This window comes from Nonomuraea sp. B12E4 (assembly GCF_039871825.1).
Lineage (GTDB): Bacteria > Actinomycetota > Actinomycetes > Streptosporangiales > Streptosporangiaceae > Nonomuraea.
Genome location: NZ_JBDPME010000016.1, coordinates 106,682 through 126,124, shown reverse-complemented (window position 1 = coordinate 126,124; position 19,443 = coordinate 106,682). Strand labels below are relative to the sequence as shown.

Here is a 19,443-nt window from a genome sequence, read left to right as displayed (position 1 = left end):
GAGTCGCCGTGAGAGTGGCGTTCGTCGGCAAGGGCGGCAGCGGCAAGACGACGATGTCGGCGCTGTTCGCGAGGCACGTGGCGAGGCAGGGCGGGCCGGTGGTCGCCATAGACGCCGACATCAACCAGCACCTGGCCCTCGTGCTCGGCCTCGACCGCCAGCCCGAGCCGCTCGGCGCCCACCTCACCGAGATCAAGGACCGGCTGCGCGGCGACAACCCGCGCATTCCCTCCGCCGAGGTCATGGTCAAGACCACCCCGCCGGGCCGCGGCTCCAGGCTGCTGAGCTTCGACGACCTCGCCGCCGACCCGTGGGCGCTGGCCACCCCGGACGGGCCGCGCCTCCTCGCGACCGGCCCGTTCAGCGAGGACGACCTCGGCGTGGCCTGCTACCACTCGAAGGTCGGCGCGGTGGAGCTGCTGCTCAACCACCTGGTCGACGGCCCGGGGGAATATGTCGTGGTGGACATGACGGCCGGGGCCGACTCCTTCGCCTCGGGCCTGTTCACCCGCTTCGACCTGACCTTCCTGATCGCCGAGCCCACCCGGCAGGGCGTGAGCGTCTACCGGCAATATCGCGACTACGCCTCCCGCTACGACGTCGCGCTCACCGTGGTCGGCAACAAGGTCCACGGCGAGTCCGACGTCGACTTCCTGCGCGAGCACGTAGGTGACGACCTGCTCACCTGGATGGAGCACTCCTCCGCCGTCCGCGCCATGGAGCAGGGCCGCCACTTCGCCCTCGGCGATCTGGAGCCCGGCAACATCGACGCGCTGACCCTGCTCCGCAAGACCCTCGACGACCAGCGGAAAGACTGGGCCCGGTTCGGTCGCCAGGCCGCGGAGTTCCACCTGCGCAACGCCCGCGCATGGGCCAACGAGCGCACCGGCACCGACCTAACCGCCCAGATAGATCCGGATTTCGTCTACGGCCCTTGACCGCACTGTCCCCCTCCAGGCGACTGGAGGCTTCCCCCATCCCCGCCTAGCGTCAAATGTGATCCCTTTCGAGAGGAGACAGCATGTCGCTGACCGTTCCGAACGATCTACTCGACCAGGCCAGAGCCGGTGAGGTCGACGACGCGGCCTTCGTCGCGTGCGTACGCGACTCACTGCCCTACGCGTGGTCGCTGATCAGCGAGCTGGTCAAGCAGCGCGAGCAGACAGGAGCCGAGTTCGCGGACAACCAGGTGCCGCCGCCGTCGGAGGAGGCCCGCGGCCAGCTCCTGCGCTGCCTGGCGAGCGACGCGATGCGCGGTGCCCTGGAGCGCCACTTCGAGGTACGGCTGGCCTTCCAGAACTGCCACCGGGTAGCGGTCTTCGACCCGGAGGCCACCAAGGCCCTGCTCGACTTCGTCACTCCGAGAGCGCAGATCCTCAACCAGAAACCGGAGCTGGTGGACTGCTGAACCGCCGCCCGGTGACCCGGCCACACCCGGGTCACCGGGCCAGCAGCGGCAGCACCTCGGCCCCGAACCGCCGAATGTTCTCGACATTCCTGCGGTGTTCCCCGGCACCCTCCACCATCAGAATGAAACGCTCGATCCCGGTGATTTCCGCGGTACGGAGCAGCGTTTCCGCACAATGCCCGGCCGACCCCACCGGATGAATCCGAGTCAGCAAATCCACATATGCCGGAATATTTCGCATTGGCCGCACCCGGTCGTCCACCGGCACATATCCGGCCAGCCCCGGCCCCAGCCACCGGGGCATAGACTCCCTGACCTCTCGCACGGCCGCCGCCGTGGAGTCGGTCACGTACGCCACTCCCGCCGCGACATGGTCGTCCGCGCTGCCCCCGCGGGCCCGGTAGTCCGCGACCAGGGCGGCCTTCTCCGCATCCCCGACGTGCATGCCGAGCAACATCGGCAACCCCCGGGCGGCCGCCACCCCCACGGTCGCCTCCGACGTGCACGCCACCACCGGCCGCAGCCGGGCCGGCGGCACCACCTCGACCTGCCTGAACCGGAAGAACTCCCCGTCGGCCCCCACCCGGCCCCCCGACAGGGCCTCGACCAGCACGTCGAGCGACTCCCCGAACCCCCGCTCGAACCGCTCCATCCCGGTCCCGAACACCTCCAGGTCCACCCACGGCCCGCCCCTGCCGACCCCGAGCGTGAACCGCCCGCCCGACAGGTGGTGCAGCATGGCCGCCTGCTCGGCCAGCGCCACGGGATGCCAGGTGGACAGGACGCTCACGGCCGTACCCAGCCCGATCCGGGTGGTCCTGCCGACGGCCACCGCCGCGAGCGTGGTGGCGGACGGGCACACGCCATAGGACATGAAATGGTGCTCGGCGATCCACGCGTCGTCGAAACCCGCCTGTTCGGCGGCCGTTATCAATTCCACCGCGTCGGCCAGCACCCGCCCGGATCCCTGGCCGGGAAAACGCGCCGCCAGCACGAAAACGCCGATTCGCATTCATCCCATGGTGACGAGCCCGCCGCGTTCGTTCAACCGAAAAGGCTGGCCTGCCCTTCGAAGGCCAGCGGATCCCGGTGGAGTTTCAGGTGCCGCCACTGCGGCAGGTCGTCGAGGTAGGACCAGGAGAGCCGGTGGTGGGGCGTGGGGCCCAGCCGGGCCAGGGCCTCCTGGTGCACGGGTGAGGGGTAGCCGGCGTTGTCGGCGAAGCCGTAGTCGACGCAGCCGATCGTCGCCATGTACGCATCGCGCCTGACCTTGGCCAGCACCGAGGCCGCCGCGACCGAGACGCTGGCCGCGTCGCCCTTGATCTCCAGGCGCACCGGCCAGGGCGCGCCGATGTAGTCGTGCTTGCCGTCGAGGATCACCGCGTCGGGGCGCACCGGCAGCGCCGCGAGGGCCCGCCGGGCGGCCCTGCTCAGGGCTTCCGTCATGCCGAGGGCGTCGATCTCGTCGTGCGTGGCCTCGCCGAAACCGATCCCCGCGGCCCAGGAGCCCAGCTCCTCGGCCAGGGAACCGCGCCGGGCGGCGGTGAGCTGCTTGGAGTCGGTCAGGCCGGACGGCGGCTCGGACAGGTCGGTGACGACCGCGCAGACCGTGACGGGCCCCGCCCAGGCGCCCCGTCCCACCTCGTCGATGCCCGCGACCGTGCGGGTGCTGGGCTGGGCGAGCAAAAGGTGCTCGATGTCGTACGTCGGCGCCATAGGCGCACACGCTATCGGCCACCCGCACCTCCGGCGACCTGATCACCGTCCTGCGGGTCACCCGTCCCCCACAGCCCACGATCGCCCGGAGACCCCGCAGTCACCCGGGGAGCCCCGGTCCCCCAGAGAGCCCGCGGTCACTCGGTGGGCGAGTCATCTCCGGCGGGCTTGTCGCCGCGCGGCCGGTCCGCCGGGCGTACCGGGTCGAGGTCGCCGGCGATGTAGCGGGCGGCCACGTGGATGGCCCGCAGCGTCACCGACACCGACGGCCGGTGCACGCTGGACGCGCGGGCCACGGCCTTCACGTCGCGCCCCACCGGATTGCCGGGGAACTGCCGCACGGCCAGCCCCCGCACCCCGGCGGCCAGCGCGAGCGCGGGCACGGCGGCGATGCCGATGCCCTTGGCGACGAGCGACAGAATGGTCCCCAGCCCCTCGAACTCCCACGGCGTCGGCCTGGTGCCGCCCACGTCCACGAGCAGCCGGTCCATCGCCAGCCGCGAGGGCTCGCCGTCGGGCGTCGCCATCCACGGCTCGTCGCGCAGCTCCCGCAGGTCGACCGGCACGTCGGAGTCGGCCAGGCGGTGCTTGCGCGGCACCACCAGCACCAGCGGGTCATGCAGCAGCGGGAACACCCGCAGGCTGTCGCTGTCGCTCACCAGCCCGTACCAGTCGTCGACCAGCGCGATGTCCACCTCTCCCGACTGGACCTCCCGCATCCCCCGCCCCGACCTGCTCTGCCCCAGCCGCAGCGTCAGCTCCGTGTGGCGGCGCAGCGAGCGGGCGAGCGCCGGCGCGAAGGCCACCGCCGCCGTCGGGAAGGCCGTGACCACCACCCGCCCCACCGGCGCCCCGGCGTGCGCGGACAGGTCGGACTCGGCCTCCTCGACCATGGACAGGATGCGCTCGGCGTGCACGACCAGCCGCCGTCCCGCGTCGGTGAGCTCGGCGCTGCGCGCCGTGCGGTCGATCAGCGCCGTGCCGGTCTCGCGTTCGAGCGCCACGAGCTGTTGCGAAACGGCCGACGGACTGTACCCCAATGACTCGGCCGTCGCGGCGATACTGCCCCGACGAGCAAACTCGCAGATCAGCACCAACCGCCGCAATTCGAGCATCGGACTTCCTTATGCCTACCCACGAAAAGCCTCGCTTGTCCTGATGCCTTCATACAACCACCCTGGGAACGTGACAAACATGACCGTGACTCTGTCCGCCACCCTGGCGGCCAACGAGGACATCGAGCGAAGACGGCGCGCCGGGGAGCGAGTGCTGCACCTGGCCTTCGGTGAGGCCGGTCTGCCCGTCCACCCGGCGCTGCGCGAGAGGCTGGCCGCCGCGTCGGGGAGCAACGGCTACGGGCCGGTCTCCGGAGCGCCCGCGCTCCGGAGCGCGGCGGCGGGCTACTGGGCGCGACGGGGACTCCCCACCGACCCCGAGCTGGTCGTCTGCGGACCGGGCAGCAAGTCCCTGCTGTACGGCCTGCTCCTCGCGATCGGCGGCGACATCGTCCTGCCCATGCCGAGCTGGGTCAGCTACGCCGCGCAGGCCGACCTGGTCGGCGCGCGTCCCATCCTGGTGCCCGCACCGCCAGGAGAGGGCGGAGTGCCCGACCCGGACCTGGTGGCCGCCGAGGTGCGACTCGCCCGGTCCCAGGGCAGGACCGTGAGCTCGGTCCTGGTGACGCTGCCGGACAATCCCACCGGCAGGCTCGCCATGCCGGAGACCGTACACCGCCTGGCGCGGGTCGCCCGCGAGCTCGACCTGATGATCATCACGGACGAGATCTACCGGGACCTGGTGCATGACTCCTCCCTGCCCTTCACCTCGCCGGCCGACGTGGCACCCGAGCGCACAGTCATCACCACCGGGCTGAGCAAGAGCCTGGCGCTGGGCGGCTGGCGGATCGGCGTGGCCAGGCTGCCCCACGAGGCGGGCGGGCAGGCGCTGCGCAGGAAGCTGCTGGCGGTGGCCAGCGAGATCTGGTCGGCCCCGGCGGCGCCCGTGCAGGAGGCCGCGGCCTACGCCTTCGACGACCCGGCCGAGCTGGCCGAGCGCATCGCCCTCAGCCGCCGGTTGCACGGCGTGGTCGCCAGGGCCGTACGCGACCGCTTCGTGGAGATCGGCGCGAGCGTGCCGATGCCGCAGGGCGGCTTCTATCTCTATCCCGACCTGAGCCACCTACGACTCGGCGGCGCCCCCGAGATCACCAGGATCCTGCTGGAGGACCACGGCATCGGCGTGCTACCCGGCCACGCCTTCGGCGACGACCCCGCCGCGGCCAGGGTGCGGGTCGCGGTGAGCCTGCTCTACGGCGAGTCCGCCGAGGCCCGGTTGATCTCTCTGACCAGCGCCGACCCGCTCCAGCTGCCGTGGATCGCGGCCAATCTCGACCACCTTTCGATGGGTTTGAAGGAGCTTTCCCTGGTACGTCACAGCGCGGTGCGTGAACGCCATCCCGCGCTCGTGCCGACACCATGTCACGGTTAGGCGAATCTTTCCCCAAGATCGGCTTTGCCATCCCCCAAAAGGGGACTCTGACCTGCGGAAACATCCTGTCCGCTGAAGCCGTTCGATAGCGGGTCCAAGTGCCTGGTTACATGCACGCTGGGTTCCCCTCCATCATGTGCACATGCCCGCTCTTGTCACCCTGTCCGGGCGCTCCGTGCGCCTGGAACCTCTCAGCCTCGCGGCGGTCGATGACCTGACCGCCGCGGCGAGTGAAGACCGCTCCACTTACGCCTTCACTCGCGTCCCGGAAGGCCGGGACGAGGTGGCCACCTACGTGGCCGCCGCCATGGCTGAGCAGGCGGAGGGCCGCTCATTGCCCTTCGCCATCCGGTGGCTGAACACCGACCGTGTGGTCGGTGCCACCCGTCTCATGCACCTGGAGTACTGGCAGGGCCCCATGCCCTGGCCGCCGGGTACACGCGGTGCGGTGGGCGACATCCCGTCCGTGGCCGACATCGGTTACACCTGGCTGGGCGCGAGCGCCCAGGGCACCGGGATCAACCGGGAGAGCAAGTTCCTGCTGCTCTCACACGCCTTTGAGACATGGAACGTCCACCGCATCACCCTGAAGGCAGACGTACGCAACACCAGATCCCGGGCCGCCATCGAGGCCCTCGGCGCACACTTCGACGGGGTGCGGCGAGCGGATAGCCGAGGCGCCGACAACACGGTCCGAGATACCGCGTTCTACTCGATCCTGAACTCCGAATGGCCTGCCGTAAGGGAGCGGCTCGCCATGCGGCTCGGACTGGTCGAGGCAGCCTGAGAACCCGTCCACCTGAAGGCCCTGCCCGATTTCCGGGCGGGGCCTGTATTTTTCGGCGCCCCCGCGTGCTCTACATGACACGCCCCCGCGGCGTGCTCGATGGTCGCGCCAATGCGTCATGCCAAGCCGACCACCAGCATCGACCGGGAGGTTCAACGCTTGATTGACAGCCGATCAACGGGCAGGTTAACGATCAGGTCGGCTCTAGGTGGTGAGCAATGTCCGATCTATCATTTGGTCACAAATCATCCCATTGGCTTGGAGACAGACGGCATGGCTGGTCAGAACGTTGAAGGCGGACTGCGGTTCGCCGTCCTCGGTCCTGTCCGCGCGTGGCGTGATGGCCTCGAACTCGATCTGGGCACCCCCCTGCAGCGTTCCATACTCAGCATGCTGCTGCTGCGCGCGGGCCATGCGGTCACCCCCAACGAGATGATCGACGCGGTCTGGGGCGAGGACGCCCCGCCCCGGGCCCTGGGTGCGCTGCGCACCTACGTCTCCAGACTCCGTACCGTGCTCGAACCGGACAGGCCCGCTCGTTCCCGGCCCGAGCTGCTCACCTCCATCGGCCGGGGCTACGCGCTGCGGCTGCCGGACGAGGCCCTCGACCTGACCCTCTTCGAGCGCGGCATCGCCGAAGCCGAGGCGGCACGCAAGGCGGGCCGGCTGCGCGAGGCCGCGGAGCGGCTGCGCGCCGCGCTGGCGCTGTTCGCGGGCGAGCCGCTGGCCGGGACCGTCGGGCCCTACTCGGAGCACCAGCGCGACCGGCTGATCGAGCGCCGCATCAACGTCATCGAGACGCTCATGGACCTGGACCTGGAGCTGGGCAACCACGCCAAGATCGTGTCCGAGCTGATCGCGCTGACCGCCGACCACCCGCTGCGCGAGCGGCTGCGGGCCCAGCTCATGCTGGCCTTCTACCGGTGCGGCCGGCAGGGCGACGCGCTCAACGTGTTCACCGAGACGCGCGAGGCGCTGATCGACGAGCTCGGCATCGAGCCGGGCCCCGAGCTGGCCGCGCTGCACCAGCGCATCCTGGCCGCCGATCCCACGCTGGCCCCGGCCGAGACGGCCGCCGACGAGCCGCCGGAGCCGGAGGAGCAGCCGCCGGCCCTGGAGCTGCCGCGCCCCGCCCAGCTCCCCGCCGCCGTCAGCGACTTCACCGGGCGCAAGGAGCTCGCCGGACGGCTGCGCACGCTGCTGTCGGCCCGGCCCCCGGCTCAGTCCTCCGCCCTCTCGTCGGCCGGCGGCGTCCCGGTGGCGGCCATCTCGGGCATAGGCGGCGTCGGCAAGACCGCGCTGGCCGTGCACGTCGCCCACCTGGCCGACGATCTGTTCCCGGACGGCCAGCTCTACGCCGACCTGCGCGGTTACACCGACGAGGCGACCGCGCCCGAGTCGGCGCTCGGCGGCTTCCTGCGCGCCCTCGGCATCCCGCCCGACGTCATCCCCGACGGCCTGCCGGAACGAGCCGCGCTCTACCGCTCGATCCTGGCCGAACGCCGCATCCTCGTGCTGCTGGACAACGCCCGCGACGCCGCGCAGGTCGTCCCGCTGCTGCCCGGCTCGCCCGGCTGCGCGGCCATCGTGACCAGCCGGGTCAAGCTGGCCGACCTGCCCTCGGCCCGGCTGATCGACCTCGACGTGATGGAGCCGGGCGAGGCGTTGTCGCTGTTCGGGGCGGTGGCCGGGGCCGAGCGTGTGTCGGCCGAGCACGGCGCCGCCATGGACGCGGTGGCCGCCTGCGGGTTCCTGCCGCTGGCGGTGCGGATCGTGGCGGCCAGGCTGGCCGCACGGCCCTCGTGGACGATCGCCTCGCTGGTGCTCCGGCTGGCCGACGAGCAGCGCCGCCTCGACGAGCTACGGGTGGGCAACCTGGCCGTGGAGGCCACGTTCGCGCTCGGGTACGGCCAGCTCGACCCGGCCGCGGCCCGCGCCTTCCGGCTGCTGTCGCTGCCCAACGGGCCGGACATCTCCGCCGGGGCCGCGGCCGCCGTGCTGTCGATGAGCGCGCTGGACGCCGAGGAGGTGTTGGAGTCCCTGGTGGACGCGAGCCTGCTGGAGGCGCCGGCGCCGGGCCGCTACCGCTTCCACGACCTGCTCAAGCTGTTCGCCAGGCGGGAGCTGGACAAGAGCGAGCGGCCCGTGGACCGGACCATGGCGCTGCGCCGGCTGCTCGGCTTCTACCTGGCCTCGGCCCAGTCCGCGCACCGGCTGGCCTACGAGGGCAGCCTGATCTCCGACAACCTCGTGGTGATCGGCAGCGGGCGGACGTTCGCCGGCGCGGACGAGGCCGTGGCGTGGCTGATCTCCGAGGGCGACTCACTGTTCGCGGCCATCAACCAGGCGGCCGCGGTCGCGCGCACCGACGAGCAGCTCCGGCCCGCGGCCGACCTGCTGGTGGCGATGGAGCCGCTGCTGGAGTCGGGCACGCACACGCGCGAGTTCGACCAGAGCACCCGCGCCGTGCTGGCCGCCGCGCAGACCCTCGGCGACCAAGCCGAACCCGGACGCGATCAGTCGGGCTCCGGGCTCGGGCGCGATCAAGCCGGCGCCGGACTCGGGCGCGATCAAGCCGGCGCCGGACTCGGGCAAGCAGGCGGCGGGGTCGGGCGCGATCAGGCGAGCGAGCTGCGCGCCCGTTATGTGCTGGGCCGGGTGCTGTTCGCGGGCAACCGGCTGAAGGAGGCCGAGGAGCAGTTCAGGATCGTGCACGAGCTGTCCCGCGCCCGCGCGGAGAAGGTCGTCACCGGCGAGGTGCTGAACGCGCTGGCCGTCGTGGTCGGCCGGCAGCGCCGCCACACCGAGGCGCTGTCGTTCTTCGACGCGGCGATGCGGTTCTACCGCGAGAACGGCGTGCCGGCCGGCGAGGCGCTGGTGCTCAGCTACTCGGCCCGCGACCACCTGGGTCTGGGCCACGCCGAGGACGCGATCGCGGCGGCGGAGAAGGGGCTGGCCATCTTCACCGAGATCGGCAGCGGCGCCGGCACCGCCCGGGCCCGCTACCACCTTGGCATCGTCCTGTCCCGGGTCGGCCGGCTCACCGAGGCCGTCCACCACCATGCCGAGTGCCTGGCCTTCTTCCGGGCCGGCAAGCAGCGGGTCTGGGAGCAGCGGGTGTGCTCCCGGCTGGCCGAGACGTTCATCGCCGCCGAGCGCTACGCCGACGCCGTACGCCATGCCGAGCAGGCCCTGGTGGTCTCACGCGACATCGGCCACCCCTACGGCGAGGCGCTCTCCCTCACCGTGCTAGGCAAGGCGCTGCGCGGTCTCGGCAGCAGGACGCGGAGTCTCGACTGTCTCAACCGGGCATTCGACATCTTCACCCGGCTCGGCGCTCCCGAGGCCGGAGACCTGAAGGTGCTGCTGGACAACCTCGCCGTCACGGATACCGCCGGACCCACCGCAGATCCCGTCGCCGAGCCCGTCATCGAATCCGTCGTCGAGCCCTGAGTACAGCTCGTCGTCCAGACGTGTCATCCACACATGGTTGATCAAGGCTGTCCTTAGGGAGTCACGAAAGATCGTGATCGATGGTGTTCAGCCCGGCCGGCCTTCCATTGCCGCCACGCGTCGCTAGGGGGCCCGGTCATCCGGATGCTTCGCGTGGCGGCTAGCCGCCTCACTTGGACGACCGGCCGGACCTGACACGGCCCTCGAACCCCCCAGGTCCGTGTCATGACCAAGAGCCTCCACCCAGGGGGTCAACGTCGAATCAACAGCCGATTAAAGCAGGAAGTAACCCTCCGCGATCAACGGCCTGACCGCGTCGGCGTTGGGGATCTCGCCGTCGCCGACCAACTCGGCGATCACGTTGAGCAGCGGGCCGAGTGCCAACTCGCCGTCGCACACGCCGGCCAGCGCCGCCTCCACCGTGCCGACGTCCCTGCTGCGCCGCAGCCCCTGCGTCTGGCGCAGCACGATGCGGATGGGGTCCTCGGCGCCCGGCAGGCCGATGCGCTCGTCCAGCAACCCCTCGGCGGTACGCAACCGCGCGGCGTCCAGATCCCCGGCCCGGTGCGCGGCGGCCACGGCGTCGAGCACGTCGTCCACGTAGTCGCCGACCGGGAGCGAGACCTGGTGCTCCAAGTGCTCCACGCGGACCACAGGGTCGAACGCGCCCGAGTTGCGCATCGTGATCCAGCCGAACCCGATGCCCTCCACCTTGTACTCGTTGAACCAGGCCAGCCAGCGGTCATAGCGCTCGGCGTAGGCCTCCGTGCCCTGCTGGGCGGCGTCCCGCAGCCACAGCTCGACGTATTCGGCCGGGTCCTGCACGTCGCGCTGCACCACCCAGCCGTCGCAGCCGGTCTCGCGCAGCCAGCCGCCGACCCGGTCGTGCCAGTCCTCGCCCTCGACGTGCAGCCAGTTGGCCAGGAAGTGGGCCTGGCCGCCGGGGGCGAGGTGACGGGGCGTACGGCGTACGAGGTCGCGGCAGAACCCGTCGCCGCCCACCTCGCGATAGGTCAGCCCCGGCCCGGGCGAGATGACGAACGGCGGATTGCTCACGATCAGGTCGAACAACTCGTCCTCGACCGGCTCGAACATCGACCCGACCCGCGCCTCCACCCCCGAGACCCCCGACAACTCCCAGCTCAGCCTGGCCAGCTCCACGGCCCGCGGGTTGACGTCGGTGGCCACGAGCTGCTCGGCCCGCCCGGCCAGGTGCAGCACCTGCACCCCGCAGCCGGTGCCGAGGTCGAGCGCGCGCCGGACCGGGCGGCGGGTGACGAGCTGCGCCAGGTTGGCCGAGGCGCCCCCGGCGCCGACGACGTGGTCGGCCCGCAGCGCCGGGTCGCCGGGACGCACCTTGCGGTCGGAGATCAGGTAGCCGCCGGTCTCCCAGGGCTGCAGGTGCACGGTCGCGCGGACCTCGTCGCCCTCCACCGCGACCAGGCCGGAGTCGAGCACCTCGGCCGGCACGGACCCGGCGGGGACCGGGGCGCCGAGCCACCACAATCTGATCAGCGTGGCCAGCGGATCGCCGTCGGCGGTGGCGCGCAGTGCCGGGACCAGCTCCTCCCTGGCCAGGGCCGAGGCGGCCATGCCGCCCAGCCGAGCGCGGACGCCGTCGATGGTGTAACCGGTCTCCAGGAGGTGATGGCGCAGTCGTTCCACAAGACCATCCTTTCACCACGGGCTTCCTGGCATGATCCGATACTCACAGTGCCCATACTGTTACTTAGGCGTCCAAGCATTCTTCAATCCATGAACAAGGCAGGCGCGATATCTCTTAGGAGGAGGCCGCCACCACCTCACCTTGAGGAGCGGACCGATGCTGATCCCCTGCTTCGCCTGCGAGTCCCGATTCGGACCGGACGAATACTTCGGAGCCTGCTCCGACTACAACCGGGGCCTGGACCTGGTGTCCTGGACCTGCCCGCGCTGCGGGAACCGTGACGACCTGCGCGTGCTGCCGGGCGAGCTCGGATTCGGCTATCGGCACCGGGGCCGCTTCGCCGTGCACGCCCGCGTACGGGTGCCGGGGCTGCGCCGGCACCGCGGCGACCTGCGGCTGGATATCTTGCTCGACCGGGCGAGCTGGCGGGTCAGCGCGAGCCTGCACCAGCGACCGGCGGCGCGCTGAACGGGCTTGGCCACGCACCGGCGGCTCGACCAGCTCTCACTCGGGGCGCTGGCGCAGGCTCTGCCAGGCCGCCTCGCCCAGTCCCCTGATCTCGTCGTCGGTGGGCGTGTGCGCCCCGGCGAACCACAACCGGCACATCTCCTGCGCCGGCCCCAGCCACAGCACGTAGCACATGGTGGCGTGCACGGGCTGGAGCAGGCCGTTCTTCATGTGCGGCCGCCACCAGTCGGAGACCTGGCGGAAGAACCCCCGCCGGGCCTCGGCCACCTCCGTGCCGCCCGGTTCGTGCTTGCGCGGCGGCCGCTCGCTGACCAGCAGCCTGGCCCGCTCGGGATGCTCCCCCGCCCACCGCATGTGGAAGGCGACCACGGCCTCGATGCCGTCGCGGGCCTCCTGGTGGCTGACCAGCTCGGCGAGGAAGGCATTTTGGTAGGCGGTGAGGATCTCGGCGTAGAGCACGCCGAAGACATGTTCCTTGCTGGCGAAGTGGTGGTAGAAGCTGCCGACGCTCACTCCGCTCTCTTCGCGGAGGCTGGCCAGCGTGGTGGCCGACACCCCGTCCTGGCTGAACCGGCGGAGGGCGCCCTCGATGATGCGGGTCCGGCCGTCGCGTCCGTTCTTGACACTCTTCACGCTGTCAATGGTGTGCCACCAGAACGTTGTTCCGCAAATAACCCGGCGCGATCGATCATAGCGGTCACCTCGACCGTCCCGGAATCGACCTTCATCTCGGCGTCCGGCCAGAGCCGGCGGATGAGCCGGAGCACCCGGCGGTTCTCCCCCATGACGTCCATGCCCACAGTCCTCGCACCCCGTACGGCGGCCCTGAGCAGCAGCATCTCGACCAGCTCCGGCCCGAGCCCGAACCCCTGCCACCTGTCGGCCACCACCACGGCGATCTCCACGTCGGAGCACTGGCCCAGGTAGCTCATGGCGTGCCCGACGATCTCGCCGCCCGCGGCGGTCGCGACCAGCGCGTCACGGCTCTCGTCCACCGCGATCAGGGTGTGCACCAGCCCGGTCGCGGGGGCGCCGAAGCCGGTGAAGAAGCGCAGCGTCTGCGTCTGCAGCGACAGCCCTGCCAGGAAGCGCCTGATCCGTTCCACGTCGTCCGGACACGCCGGGCGGATCTGAGTTCCATGCATAGACTCAGGTTGCCCGTCATACCTGAGTCTGTCAATGGAACTCAGGTATAATGCTGAGATGAGCGTGTCCTTCCGGGTGGACAATTGTTCGATCGAGCGCACCCTCGACATCGTCGGCGAGAAGTGGACCTTCCTGGTGCTGCGCGAGGCGTTCAGTGGCGTGCGGCGCTTCGCCGACATGCAGGCGATGACCGGCGCCCCCCGCCAGGTGCTCAGCGCCCGCCTGGCCCGGCTGGTCGACGAGGGCCTGCTGCGCAAGGAGCCCTACCGCGAGCCCGGACAACGGCAGCGTGACGAATACCGGCTCACCGAGAAGGGCCGCGACCTCTATCCGCTGCTGGTGGCGCTCATGCAATGGGGCGACAAATACCTGTCCGACGAGGACGGCCCACCGGTCCTGCTGACCCATCGCGACTGCGGCGCGCTCATCGAGCTGCGCTTCCGGTGCGCGGACGGCCACGAGGTGGGCGGCCCCCGCGAGGTGACCCCGCTGCCGGGCGCCGGCCTCAAGACCGCCTAGGCGTTTCCAGGGGCACGGGGTCGGGTGCCTACCCTTGAAGGCGTGTACCGGTTCCTGCTGACGCCCAGATGGCTCGCGCTCCACGTCGTGGTGCTGCTGGTCATCCCCGCTTTCGTGCTGCTAGGGCGGTGGCAGTTCGGCCGTTTCGAGGAGCGCTCGGCCAACAGCGGCCTGGTCACCGCCAACATCGAGGCCGCGCCGGTACCGCTCGACACGCTCGCGGCCCCCGGGCGGCCGGTCCGGCAGGAGGACCGGTTCCGTACGGTCCGGGTGACGGGCACGTACGACCCGGCGCACGCCGTCGTCGTACGCCGGCGCCCCCAGGAGGGCCGCGCCGGCTACTACGTCCTGACCCCGCTCGTCACCGGCCCCGGCACCGCCGTCATCGTCAACCGGGGCTGGGTCAAGGCGGGCGCCACCGCCGACGCGGCGCCCGAGGTGCCCGCTCCCCCCACCGGCCAGGTAACTGTCACCGGGCGGCTACGGTTCAGCGAGACCGAGGACAACAGCGGGATCCGCGACCGCCCCGGGCTGCCGCCCGGCCAGGTGCTGCTGATCAACGCCGACCAGCTCGCGCAGGGGCTGCCGTACCGGCTGGTGGGCGGCTACGTCGAGCTGACCGAGCAGCAGCCGCGACCCGCGGTCGCGCCGGAGCCGGTGCCCGAGCCCGACGTGGGCCCGGGAGGCGGGCTCAACCTGGCCTACGGAGTGCAGTGGTGGCTGTTCATCGGGATCGCCGTCGGCGGGTGGATCCTGCTCATCCGGCGCGAGGTGGCCGAGCGGAAGACCGGCGGCACGTCGAGCGGCGCGCCCACGGATCAGGAGGCCGGGGCCGCCGCCAATTAAGGTGTTGAGGGTGATCCGCCACATTGAGTTCACCAACCTCTGCAACTTTCGCGACGTAGGTGGATATGCCGCCAGGGACGGGCGCACGGTCCGGTGGCAGCGGCTCTACCGTGCCGACTCCCTGGGCTGGCTGGCCGGCGACGACCTGCCGGCCTTCCACGCGCTGCGCGTGCGCACCGTCATCGACCTGCGGCACCCGTACGAGGTCGAGCGGGCCGGGCGGGTCCCGGAAACCGAGGGGCAGCTCTACCACAACCTGCCGATCGAGGGCCGGCGGTGGGACGTCTCCGCCTTCAGCGAGGCGGACGGCGTCGCGAGATACCTGGCCGACCGCTACCTGGAGGTGACCGAGGACGGCATCGACAACCTCAGGACCGCCCTGGAGACGATCTCCCGGGCCGACAGCTCCCCCGTGGTCATCCACTGCGCGGCCGGCAAGGACCGCACCGGGCTGCTCACCGCGCTGATCCTGTCGCTGGTGGGCGTGGGCGAGCACGACATCATCGCGGACTACGCGCTCACCGAGCTGGCCTTCGATCGCTTCGTCGCCGACTGGCGCAGGCGGCATCCCGGCGCGTCCCTGTGGCCCGGGTTCGGCCTCGCGCCCGCCGAGGCCATGCGGTTCTTCCTCACCGACCTCACGCTTCGGCACGGCTCGATCGAGAAATACGTCACAGACGTCCTGAACGTCTCCCCCGCGACCATCACCGAACTCCGCGGCCACCTGCTGACCGAACCGGTCTCGAAGGAGCAGTCATAAGCGTTTCGCGGCCCGGCCCACCCCTGCCTGGGGTCCCCGGTTGGAAGATCTCGGATACCCAACGGATACGTCGCAGCTTGTTCGACGTTATCCCGCCGTCGTACGGTTACACGCGTGACTACGCCGCTGCTCCCCGACCCTGACCCGAGGCGGCGCGACTACGTGATCATCTCCGCCGACGATCACCTGATCGAGCCCCCCGACCTCTTCGAAGGCCGGCTGCCGGAGAAATACGCCGAGGTCGCGCCCAAGGTCGTGGAGACGGAGGCCGGTCACCAGGTCTGGCGCTACGGCGGGGCCACCTATCCGTGCGCCGGCATCGACGTCGGCGCCGGGCTGCCGCGCGAGCAATGGACGCTGGAGCCGATCAGGTTCGAGCACATGCGCCCCGGCTGCCACGACATCGAGGCCCGGGTCCGCGACATGGACGTGGCCGGCATCTGGGCCGCGCTCTGCTTCCCCGGCATGCTGGCCGGGCAGTCCGGCATGCCGTTCGCCAGGACCCGCGACCAGGAGCTGGGTCTGGCCCTGGTCAAGGCGTGGAACGACTGGCACATCGACGTCTGGGCGGGGACCTATCCCGAGCGCGTCATCGGCCTGCAGCTCCCGTGGCTGCCCGATCCCGACGTCGCCGCCAAGGAGATCCGCGCCAACGCGGCCCGGGGCTTCAAGGCCGTCGTCTTCCCGGAGTTCCCGACCCGGCTCCGGCTGCCGTCGATCCACTCTGGCCACTGGGACCCGTTCTTCGCCGCCTGCGAGGAGACCGGCACCGTCGTCGCGCTCCACGCGGGGGACTCGTCGTGGTCGCCCGTGCCCTCACCCGACACACCCATCGAGGCGATCACCACGCTGATGCCGACCAGCGCCATGTTCGCCTGCGCCGACTGGCTCTGGTCGGGACTGCCGCTGCGCTTCCCCGCGCTGCGCATCCTCATCGTCGAGGGCGGCGTGGGCTGGCTGCCGATGCTGGCCGAGCGCGCCGACTACGCTCTCGACCACCCGGTGGCGGGCGAGGCCGCCTGGGAAGGCGGGCTCAAGCCCAGCGAGGTGCTGCGCCGCAACTTCTTCTTCGGCACGCTCGACGACCACGCCCTGTCCGGGGTGCGGCTGGCGGTCGGGCTGGACCACGTGCTGCAGGAGAGCGGCTATCCGCACTCCGACTCGACCTGGCCGGACACCCAGCAGTCCGTGGCACGCAACCTCGGCACGCTGCCGCCCGCCGACATCGCCAGGGTCGCCTACGGCAACGCGGCCCGCCTGTTCGGCCACCCGCTGCCCTCACGCGCCTGGCTGCGGATGGAGGAGATCTAGGCGGGCCTCCCCGGCGCGGCCCGGCGGAGGCCCGGCGGAGGCCCGGCGCGGGCTAGGCGTCCCCGAGGCTGCCCTGGATGATCTTGCGCTCGTGCTCGACGTAGCGCCCGCTCTCGCCGAGCAGCGTTCCCAGCAGCCACAGGAACACGCCGAAGTCATCGGCGACGCCGATCACCATCAGGAAGTCCGGTACGACGTCGATCGGCGACAGGATGTAGACCACACCGAGGCCGAGCAGGGCCAGCCGGCCCTTGCCCAGGCCCGAGTACTGGCCGCGCATGACCGCACCCACCATGCGCGGGACAGCCTTGACCCTCGTCATCAGGCCCGGCGATCCGGGCCTGGTCACCTCGCGATAGGTGCGCCACGCCGCCGCTGCCCGTGCTGCCTTAGCCATCATGAGATCCCCTTACCCCCGGCTCTCACGACATAACGCGTCGGCGGGGTCACGAGTTCCCGGCGGTCAGCCCATCGCCAGGTGCTGGAACGGCCTGGCGCGCTCGACCTGCGCCGCCACCCTGACCAGCAGGTCCTCCCTGCCGAAGGCGGCGACGAGCTGCACGCCGACCGGCAGCCCCGCCTCGGTGGTGTGCAGCGGCAGCGAGATGGCGGGCTGGCCGGTGGCGTTGACCGTCGAGGTGAAGGACACGGCGTGCGCGATCCTGCCGAACGCCACACCGAGGTCGTCGGGCGGGATCCAGCCGAGCCGGAACGGTTCGACCCCCAACGACGGCATCAGCAGCAGGTCGTGGCCCGCGCTCCACCACGCGGCCAGGCGGCGCCGGAACCCGTCGAGCCACTGGATGTCCAGAATGTGCTCGGAGGCGCTGCGCCGGCGGGCCGCGGCCACCATGGCGGCGTTGCGCGGCTCGAGCTCCGCCGGCTCGACGGTCCGGCCGCGCAGCTCGCCCAGGCTGTCGACCTGCGCGGCGAGGTTGGCGGCGACGACGGCGCCGTAGCGCGCCGGAAACCCGGACTCGCCGAGCGCCGCAGGGCCGCCCGGCGTCACGTCGTGGCCGAGCGCCTCCAGCAGAGCGGCGGCCCTGGTGACGGCCTCGGTCACCACGGGCACCGCCGGCACGTCGCCCCGGGGGTGCGCGGTGACGAACCCGATCCGCAGCCGCCCCGGGTCCGCTCCCACCTCGGCGGCCAGCGGGCCCGGCAGCGCGGGAGCGTCGTAGGGATCGCCCGGCCGCAGGCCCGCCACGACGTCGAGCGCCGCCGCCGTGTCGCGTACGGTCCGGCTGATGAACCCCGGGGCCGACATCCCGCTCCAGCCCTCGCCCAGGTCCGGCCCCATGCTCACGCGGCCGCGCGTCGGCTTGAGCCCCACCAGGCCGCACATGGAGGCCGGGATGCGGATCGAGCCGCCCCCGTCGCTGGCGGTGGCCAGCGCCACCATCCCGGCCGCCACCGCCGCCGCGGAGCCGCCACTCGACCCGCCCGCCGAGTACTCCGGATCGTACGGATTGCGCGTCGGCCCGAACGCCAGCGGCTCCGTGGTGATCGTGCTGCCGAACTCGGGGGTGTTCGTCCGCCCCAGGATGACGAACCCGGCCTGGCGCAGCAGCTCGACGCCGTAACCGTCCGCCGCGGCGGCGTCGAGCCCGTCGCGGACGTTCGAGCCCGCGCTGTACGGCTCACCCGCCTGCCGCCACCCGAGATCCTTCAGCAGGATCGGCACCCCGCGGAAGGGCGCGTCCACCGGGATGTCGTCGATCTCGGCCAGCGCCCGCTCGAAGCGGCGGAAGATGACCGAGTTCAGCTCGCCGTCGCGGGCCTCGATGGCGGCGATCGCGGCCTCGGCCGGCTCGCGGGCCGACACCTGCCCGTCTCTGACCGCCCGCGCCTGCGCCACCGCGTCCAGACTCAGAAAGTCGTCCATACGCGCCTTCCTCTGCTCGGGGGCTACGCTCGCGGCGCCAGCTCCCGTACGGCCTGATCGATGGGCACCCCGCCGCCCGGGATGGGTGCGAGGACGGGTGTGTCGAGCCCATTGTCGACGTACTGCTGAATCCTGGCCCGGCAGGTGGCCGCGTCGCCGTGCACGATCAGGGCGTCCACCACCTCATCCGGGATGGCCTTGAGGGCCGCGGGGCGGTCGCCGGCCGCCCACGCCTCGTGCATCGGCCGCAGCACCTCGCCGCGTCCCAGCCAGTCGTGGAAGGCGGCGTAGACGGGCACGGTCAGGTAACTGGCCAGCATCCACCTGCCCAGCTCGCGAACTTTGTCGGTGTCCTCGCTCACGCAGACGAACAGGCGGGCGATCAGCTCGGTGTCCGGTCCGATCTCGGCGCGCACCTGGCGGACGTCCTCGGGCGAGAGCCAGTTGGTGATGGCCCCGTCTGCCTCCGCGGCGGCCAGGCGCAGCATCCGGGGACGCAGCGCGGCCAGCACGATCCTCGGCGGGATCTTGGGCGCCCGCTCCAGCTTGAAACCCTTGATCTCGAACGTCTCGTAGGTCTCCGAGACCTTCTCCCCGGCCAGCGCCTTCCTCAGGAAACGCAGCGTGTCGCGGGTGCGCGCGTACGGCTTGTCGAACGTGCCGGCGTTCCACCGCTCGACGATCGCCGGCGAGGACGCGCCGATGCCCAGCACGAACCGCTCCGGCGCGAGGTCGGCCAGCGTGGCCGCGGACATGGCCAGCAATCCCGGGCCGCGCGTCGAGACCGGCACGATGGCGCTGCCCAGCCTGATCCCCGGCGCCCACTGCGTGGCCATGGCCAGTGGGGTGAACCCGTCGGCCCCGTTGACCTCGGCGGACCAGGCGTCGGTGTAGCCCAGGCCGGGCAACTCCGCGATCAACTCCTGCGACCTCGACAACGAGCGGTCGTAGAAGGGGATGGTCATGCCCCAGTTCTGCGTCATTCACGGCC

Annotated in this window: 19 protein-coding genes; 10 read left to right on the top strand and 9 right to left on the bottom strand. The window is 71.4% G+C overall.

All coding sequences use genetic code 11. The annotated features are described in order from the left end of the window. Nucleotides 1-8 precede the first annotated feature (8 nt). Both ABGB18_RS30920 and ABGB18_RS30915 read left to right on the top strand, forming a co-directional pair. Nucleotides 9-938 carry an ATP-binding protein gene (locus ABGB18_RS30920; protein ID WP_347699149.1) on the top strand — a complete coding sequence of 310 codons (930 nt, stop codon included), beginning with the start codon at nucleotides 9-11 and terminating at the stop codon, nucleotides 936-938. A gap of 83 nt (nucleotides 939-1,021) precedes the next feature. Continuing rightward, nucleotides 1,022-1,408: an SCO5389 family protein gene (locus ABGB18_RS30915; protein ID WP_347699148.1), complete on the top strand. Its 387-nt coding sequence runs from the start codon at nucleotides 1,022-1,024 to the stop codon at nucleotides 1,406-1,408. Nucleotides 1,409-1,439: 31 nt separating this feature from the next. Here ABGB18_RS30915 and ABGB18_RS30910 read toward each other — a convergent pair whose 3' ends face one another. The 3 genes from ABGB18_RS30910 to ABGB18_RS30900 all read right to left on the bottom strand — a co-directional run bounded on the left by ABGB18_RS30910 (nucleotide 1,440) and on the right by ABGB18_RS30900 (nucleotide 4,239). Next, the gene (locus ABGB18_RS30910; RefSeq protein WP_347699147.1) at nucleotides 1,440-2,420 is read right to left on the bottom strand and encodes an LLM class flavin-dependent oxidoreductase; all 981 of its coding nucleotides are present in this window, start codon (nucleotides 2,418-2,420) and stop codon (nucleotides 1,440-1,442) included. A gap of 32 nt (nucleotides 2,421-2,452) precedes the next feature. Further along, nucleotides 2,453-3,124, bottom strand: a complete 672-nt coding sequence (locus tag ABGB18_RS30905) for a ribonuclease HII (RefSeq protein ID WP_347699146.1) — start codon at nucleotides 3,122-3,124, stop codon at nucleotides 2,453-2,455. Nucleotides 3,125-3,261: 137 nt separating this feature from the next. Next, nucleotides 3,262-4,239, bottom strand: a complete 978-nt coding sequence (locus ABGB18_RS30900) for a LysR family transcriptional regulator (protein ID WP_347699145.1) — start codon at nucleotides 4,237-4,239, stop codon at nucleotides 3,262-3,264. A gap of 79 nt (nucleotides 4,240-4,318) precedes the next feature. On the opposite strand from ABGB18_RS30900, the gene ABGB18_RS30895 reads away from it, so the two are divergent. The 3 genes from ABGB18_RS30895 to ABGB18_RS30885 all read left to right on the top strand — a co-directional run bounded on the left by ABGB18_RS30895 (nucleotide 4,319) and on the right by ABGB18_RS30885 (nucleotide 9,851). Continuing rightward, nucleotides 4,319-5,611 (top strand): pyridoxal phosphate-dependent aminotransferase, encoded by a 1,293-nt coding sequence (locus ABGB18_RS30895; protein WP_347699144.1) that lies wholly within the window; start codon nucleotides 4,319-4,321, stop codon nucleotides 5,609-5,611. Between the two features lie 142 nt (nucleotides 5,612-5,753). Beyond that, nucleotides 5,754-6,398, top strand: a complete 645-nt coding sequence (locus tag ABGB18_RS30890; RefSeq protein ID WP_347699143.1) for a GNAT family protein — start codon at nucleotides 5,754-5,756, stop codon at nucleotides 6,396-6,398. Nucleotides 6,399-6,671: 273 nt separating this feature from the next. Then, complete coding sequence (locus tag ABGB18_RS30885; protein WP_347699142.1) at nucleotides 6,672-9,851, top strand: BTAD domain-containing putative transcriptional regulator; 3,180 nt, start codon at nucleotides 6,672-6,674, stop codon at nucleotides 9,849-9,851. Between the two features lie 273 nt (nucleotides 9,852-10,124). On the opposite strand, the gene ABGB18_RS30880 is transcribed toward ABGB18_RS30885, so the two are convergent. Beyond that, nucleotides 10,125-11,516, bottom strand: coding sequence for a methyltransferase (locus tag ABGB18_RS30880; protein ID WP_347699141.1), 1,392 nt, complete (start codon nucleotides 11,514-11,516; stop codon nucleotides 10,125-10,127). A gap of 157 nt (nucleotides 11,517-11,673) precedes the next feature. Between ABGB18_RS30880 and ABGB18_RS30875 the strand changes: the two genes are divergently transcribed. Next, nucleotides 11,674-11,985, top strand: a complete 312-nt coding sequence (locus ABGB18_RS30875; protein WP_347699140.1) for a hypothetical protein — start codon at nucleotides 11,674-11,676, stop codon at nucleotides 11,983-11,985. A 36-nt stretch (nucleotides 11,986-12,021) separates the two neighbouring features. Here ABGB18_RS30875 and ABGB18_RS30870 read toward each other — a convergent pair whose 3' ends face one another. Continuing rightward, nucleotides 12,022-12,618 carry a TetR/AcrR family transcriptional regulator gene (locus ABGB18_RS30870; protein ID WP_347699139.1) on the bottom strand — a complete coding sequence of 199 codons (597 nt, stop codon included), beginning with the start codon at nucleotides 12,616-12,618 and terminating at the stop codon, nucleotides 12,022-12,024. After that, a complete protein-coding gene (locus tag ABGB18_RS30865; protein WP_347699138.1) occupies nucleotides 12,615-13,130 on the bottom strand; it encodes a GNAT family N-acetyltransferase in 516 nt (171 codons plus the stop codon). The genes ABGB18_RS30870 and ABGB18_RS30865 overlap by 4 nt, the downstream gene beginning before the upstream one ends. Before the next feature lie 58 nt (nucleotides 13,131-13,188). Here ABGB18_RS30865 and ABGB18_RS30860 point away from each other — a divergent pair, with 58 nt between their 5' ends. The 4 genes from ABGB18_RS30860 to ABGB18_RS30845 all read left to right on the top strand — a co-directional run bounded on the left by ABGB18_RS30860 (nucleotide 13,189) and on the right by ABGB18_RS30845 (nucleotide 16,567). Further along, nucleotides 13,189-13,650: a helix-turn-helix domain-containing protein gene (locus ABGB18_RS30860; RefSeq protein ID WP_347699137.1), complete on the top strand. Its 462-nt coding sequence runs from the start codon at nucleotides 13,189-13,191 to the stop codon at nucleotides 13,648-13,650. 42 nt (nucleotides 13,651-13,692) lie between these two features. Continuing rightward, on the top strand, nucleotides 13,693-14,496 hold the full coding sequence (locus tag ABGB18_RS30855) for an SURF1 family protein (protein WP_347699136.1): 804 nt from the start codon (nucleotides 13,693-13,695) through the stop codon (nucleotides 14,494-14,496). 10 nt (nucleotides 14,497-14,506) lie between these two features. Next, a complete protein-coding gene (locus ABGB18_RS30850) occupies nucleotides 14,507-15,256 on the top strand; it encodes a tyrosine-protein phosphatase (protein WP_347699135.1) in 750 nt (249 codons plus the stop codon). 114 nt (nucleotides 15,257-15,370) lie between these two features. Continuing rightward, entirely contained in the window at nucleotides 15,371-16,567 is a 1,197-nt protein-coding gene (locus ABGB18_RS30845; RefSeq protein WP_347699134.1) for an amidohydrolase family protein, read from the top strand. Nucleotides 16,568-16,619: 52 nt separating this feature from the next. Here ABGB18_RS30845 and ABGB18_RS30840 read toward each other — a convergent pair whose 3' ends face one another. The 3 genes from ABGB18_RS30840 to ABGB18_RS30830 all read right to left on the bottom strand — a co-directional run bounded on the left by ABGB18_RS30840 (nucleotide 16,620) and on the right by ABGB18_RS30830 (nucleotide 19,435). Then, entirely contained in the window at nucleotides 16,620-16,967 is a 348-nt protein-coding gene (locus ABGB18_RS30840; protein ID WP_347699133.1) for a YkvA family protein, read from the bottom strand. Between the two features lie 63 nt (nucleotides 16,968-17,030). Next, nucleotides 17,031-18,452 carry an amidase gene (locus ABGB18_RS30835; protein WP_347699132.1) on the bottom strand — a complete coding sequence of 474 codons (1,422 nt, stop codon included), beginning with the start codon at nucleotides 18,450-18,452 and terminating at the stop codon, nucleotides 17,031-17,033. 23 nt (nucleotides 18,453-18,475) lie between these two features. Continuing rightward, nucleotides 18,476-19,435, bottom strand: coding sequence for an LLM class F420-dependent oxidoreductase (locus tag ABGB18_RS30830; protein ID WP_347699131.1), 960 nt, complete (start codon nucleotides 19,433-19,435; stop codon nucleotides 18,476-18,478). Between the last annotated feature and the right edge of the window lie 8 nt (nucleotides 19,436-19,443).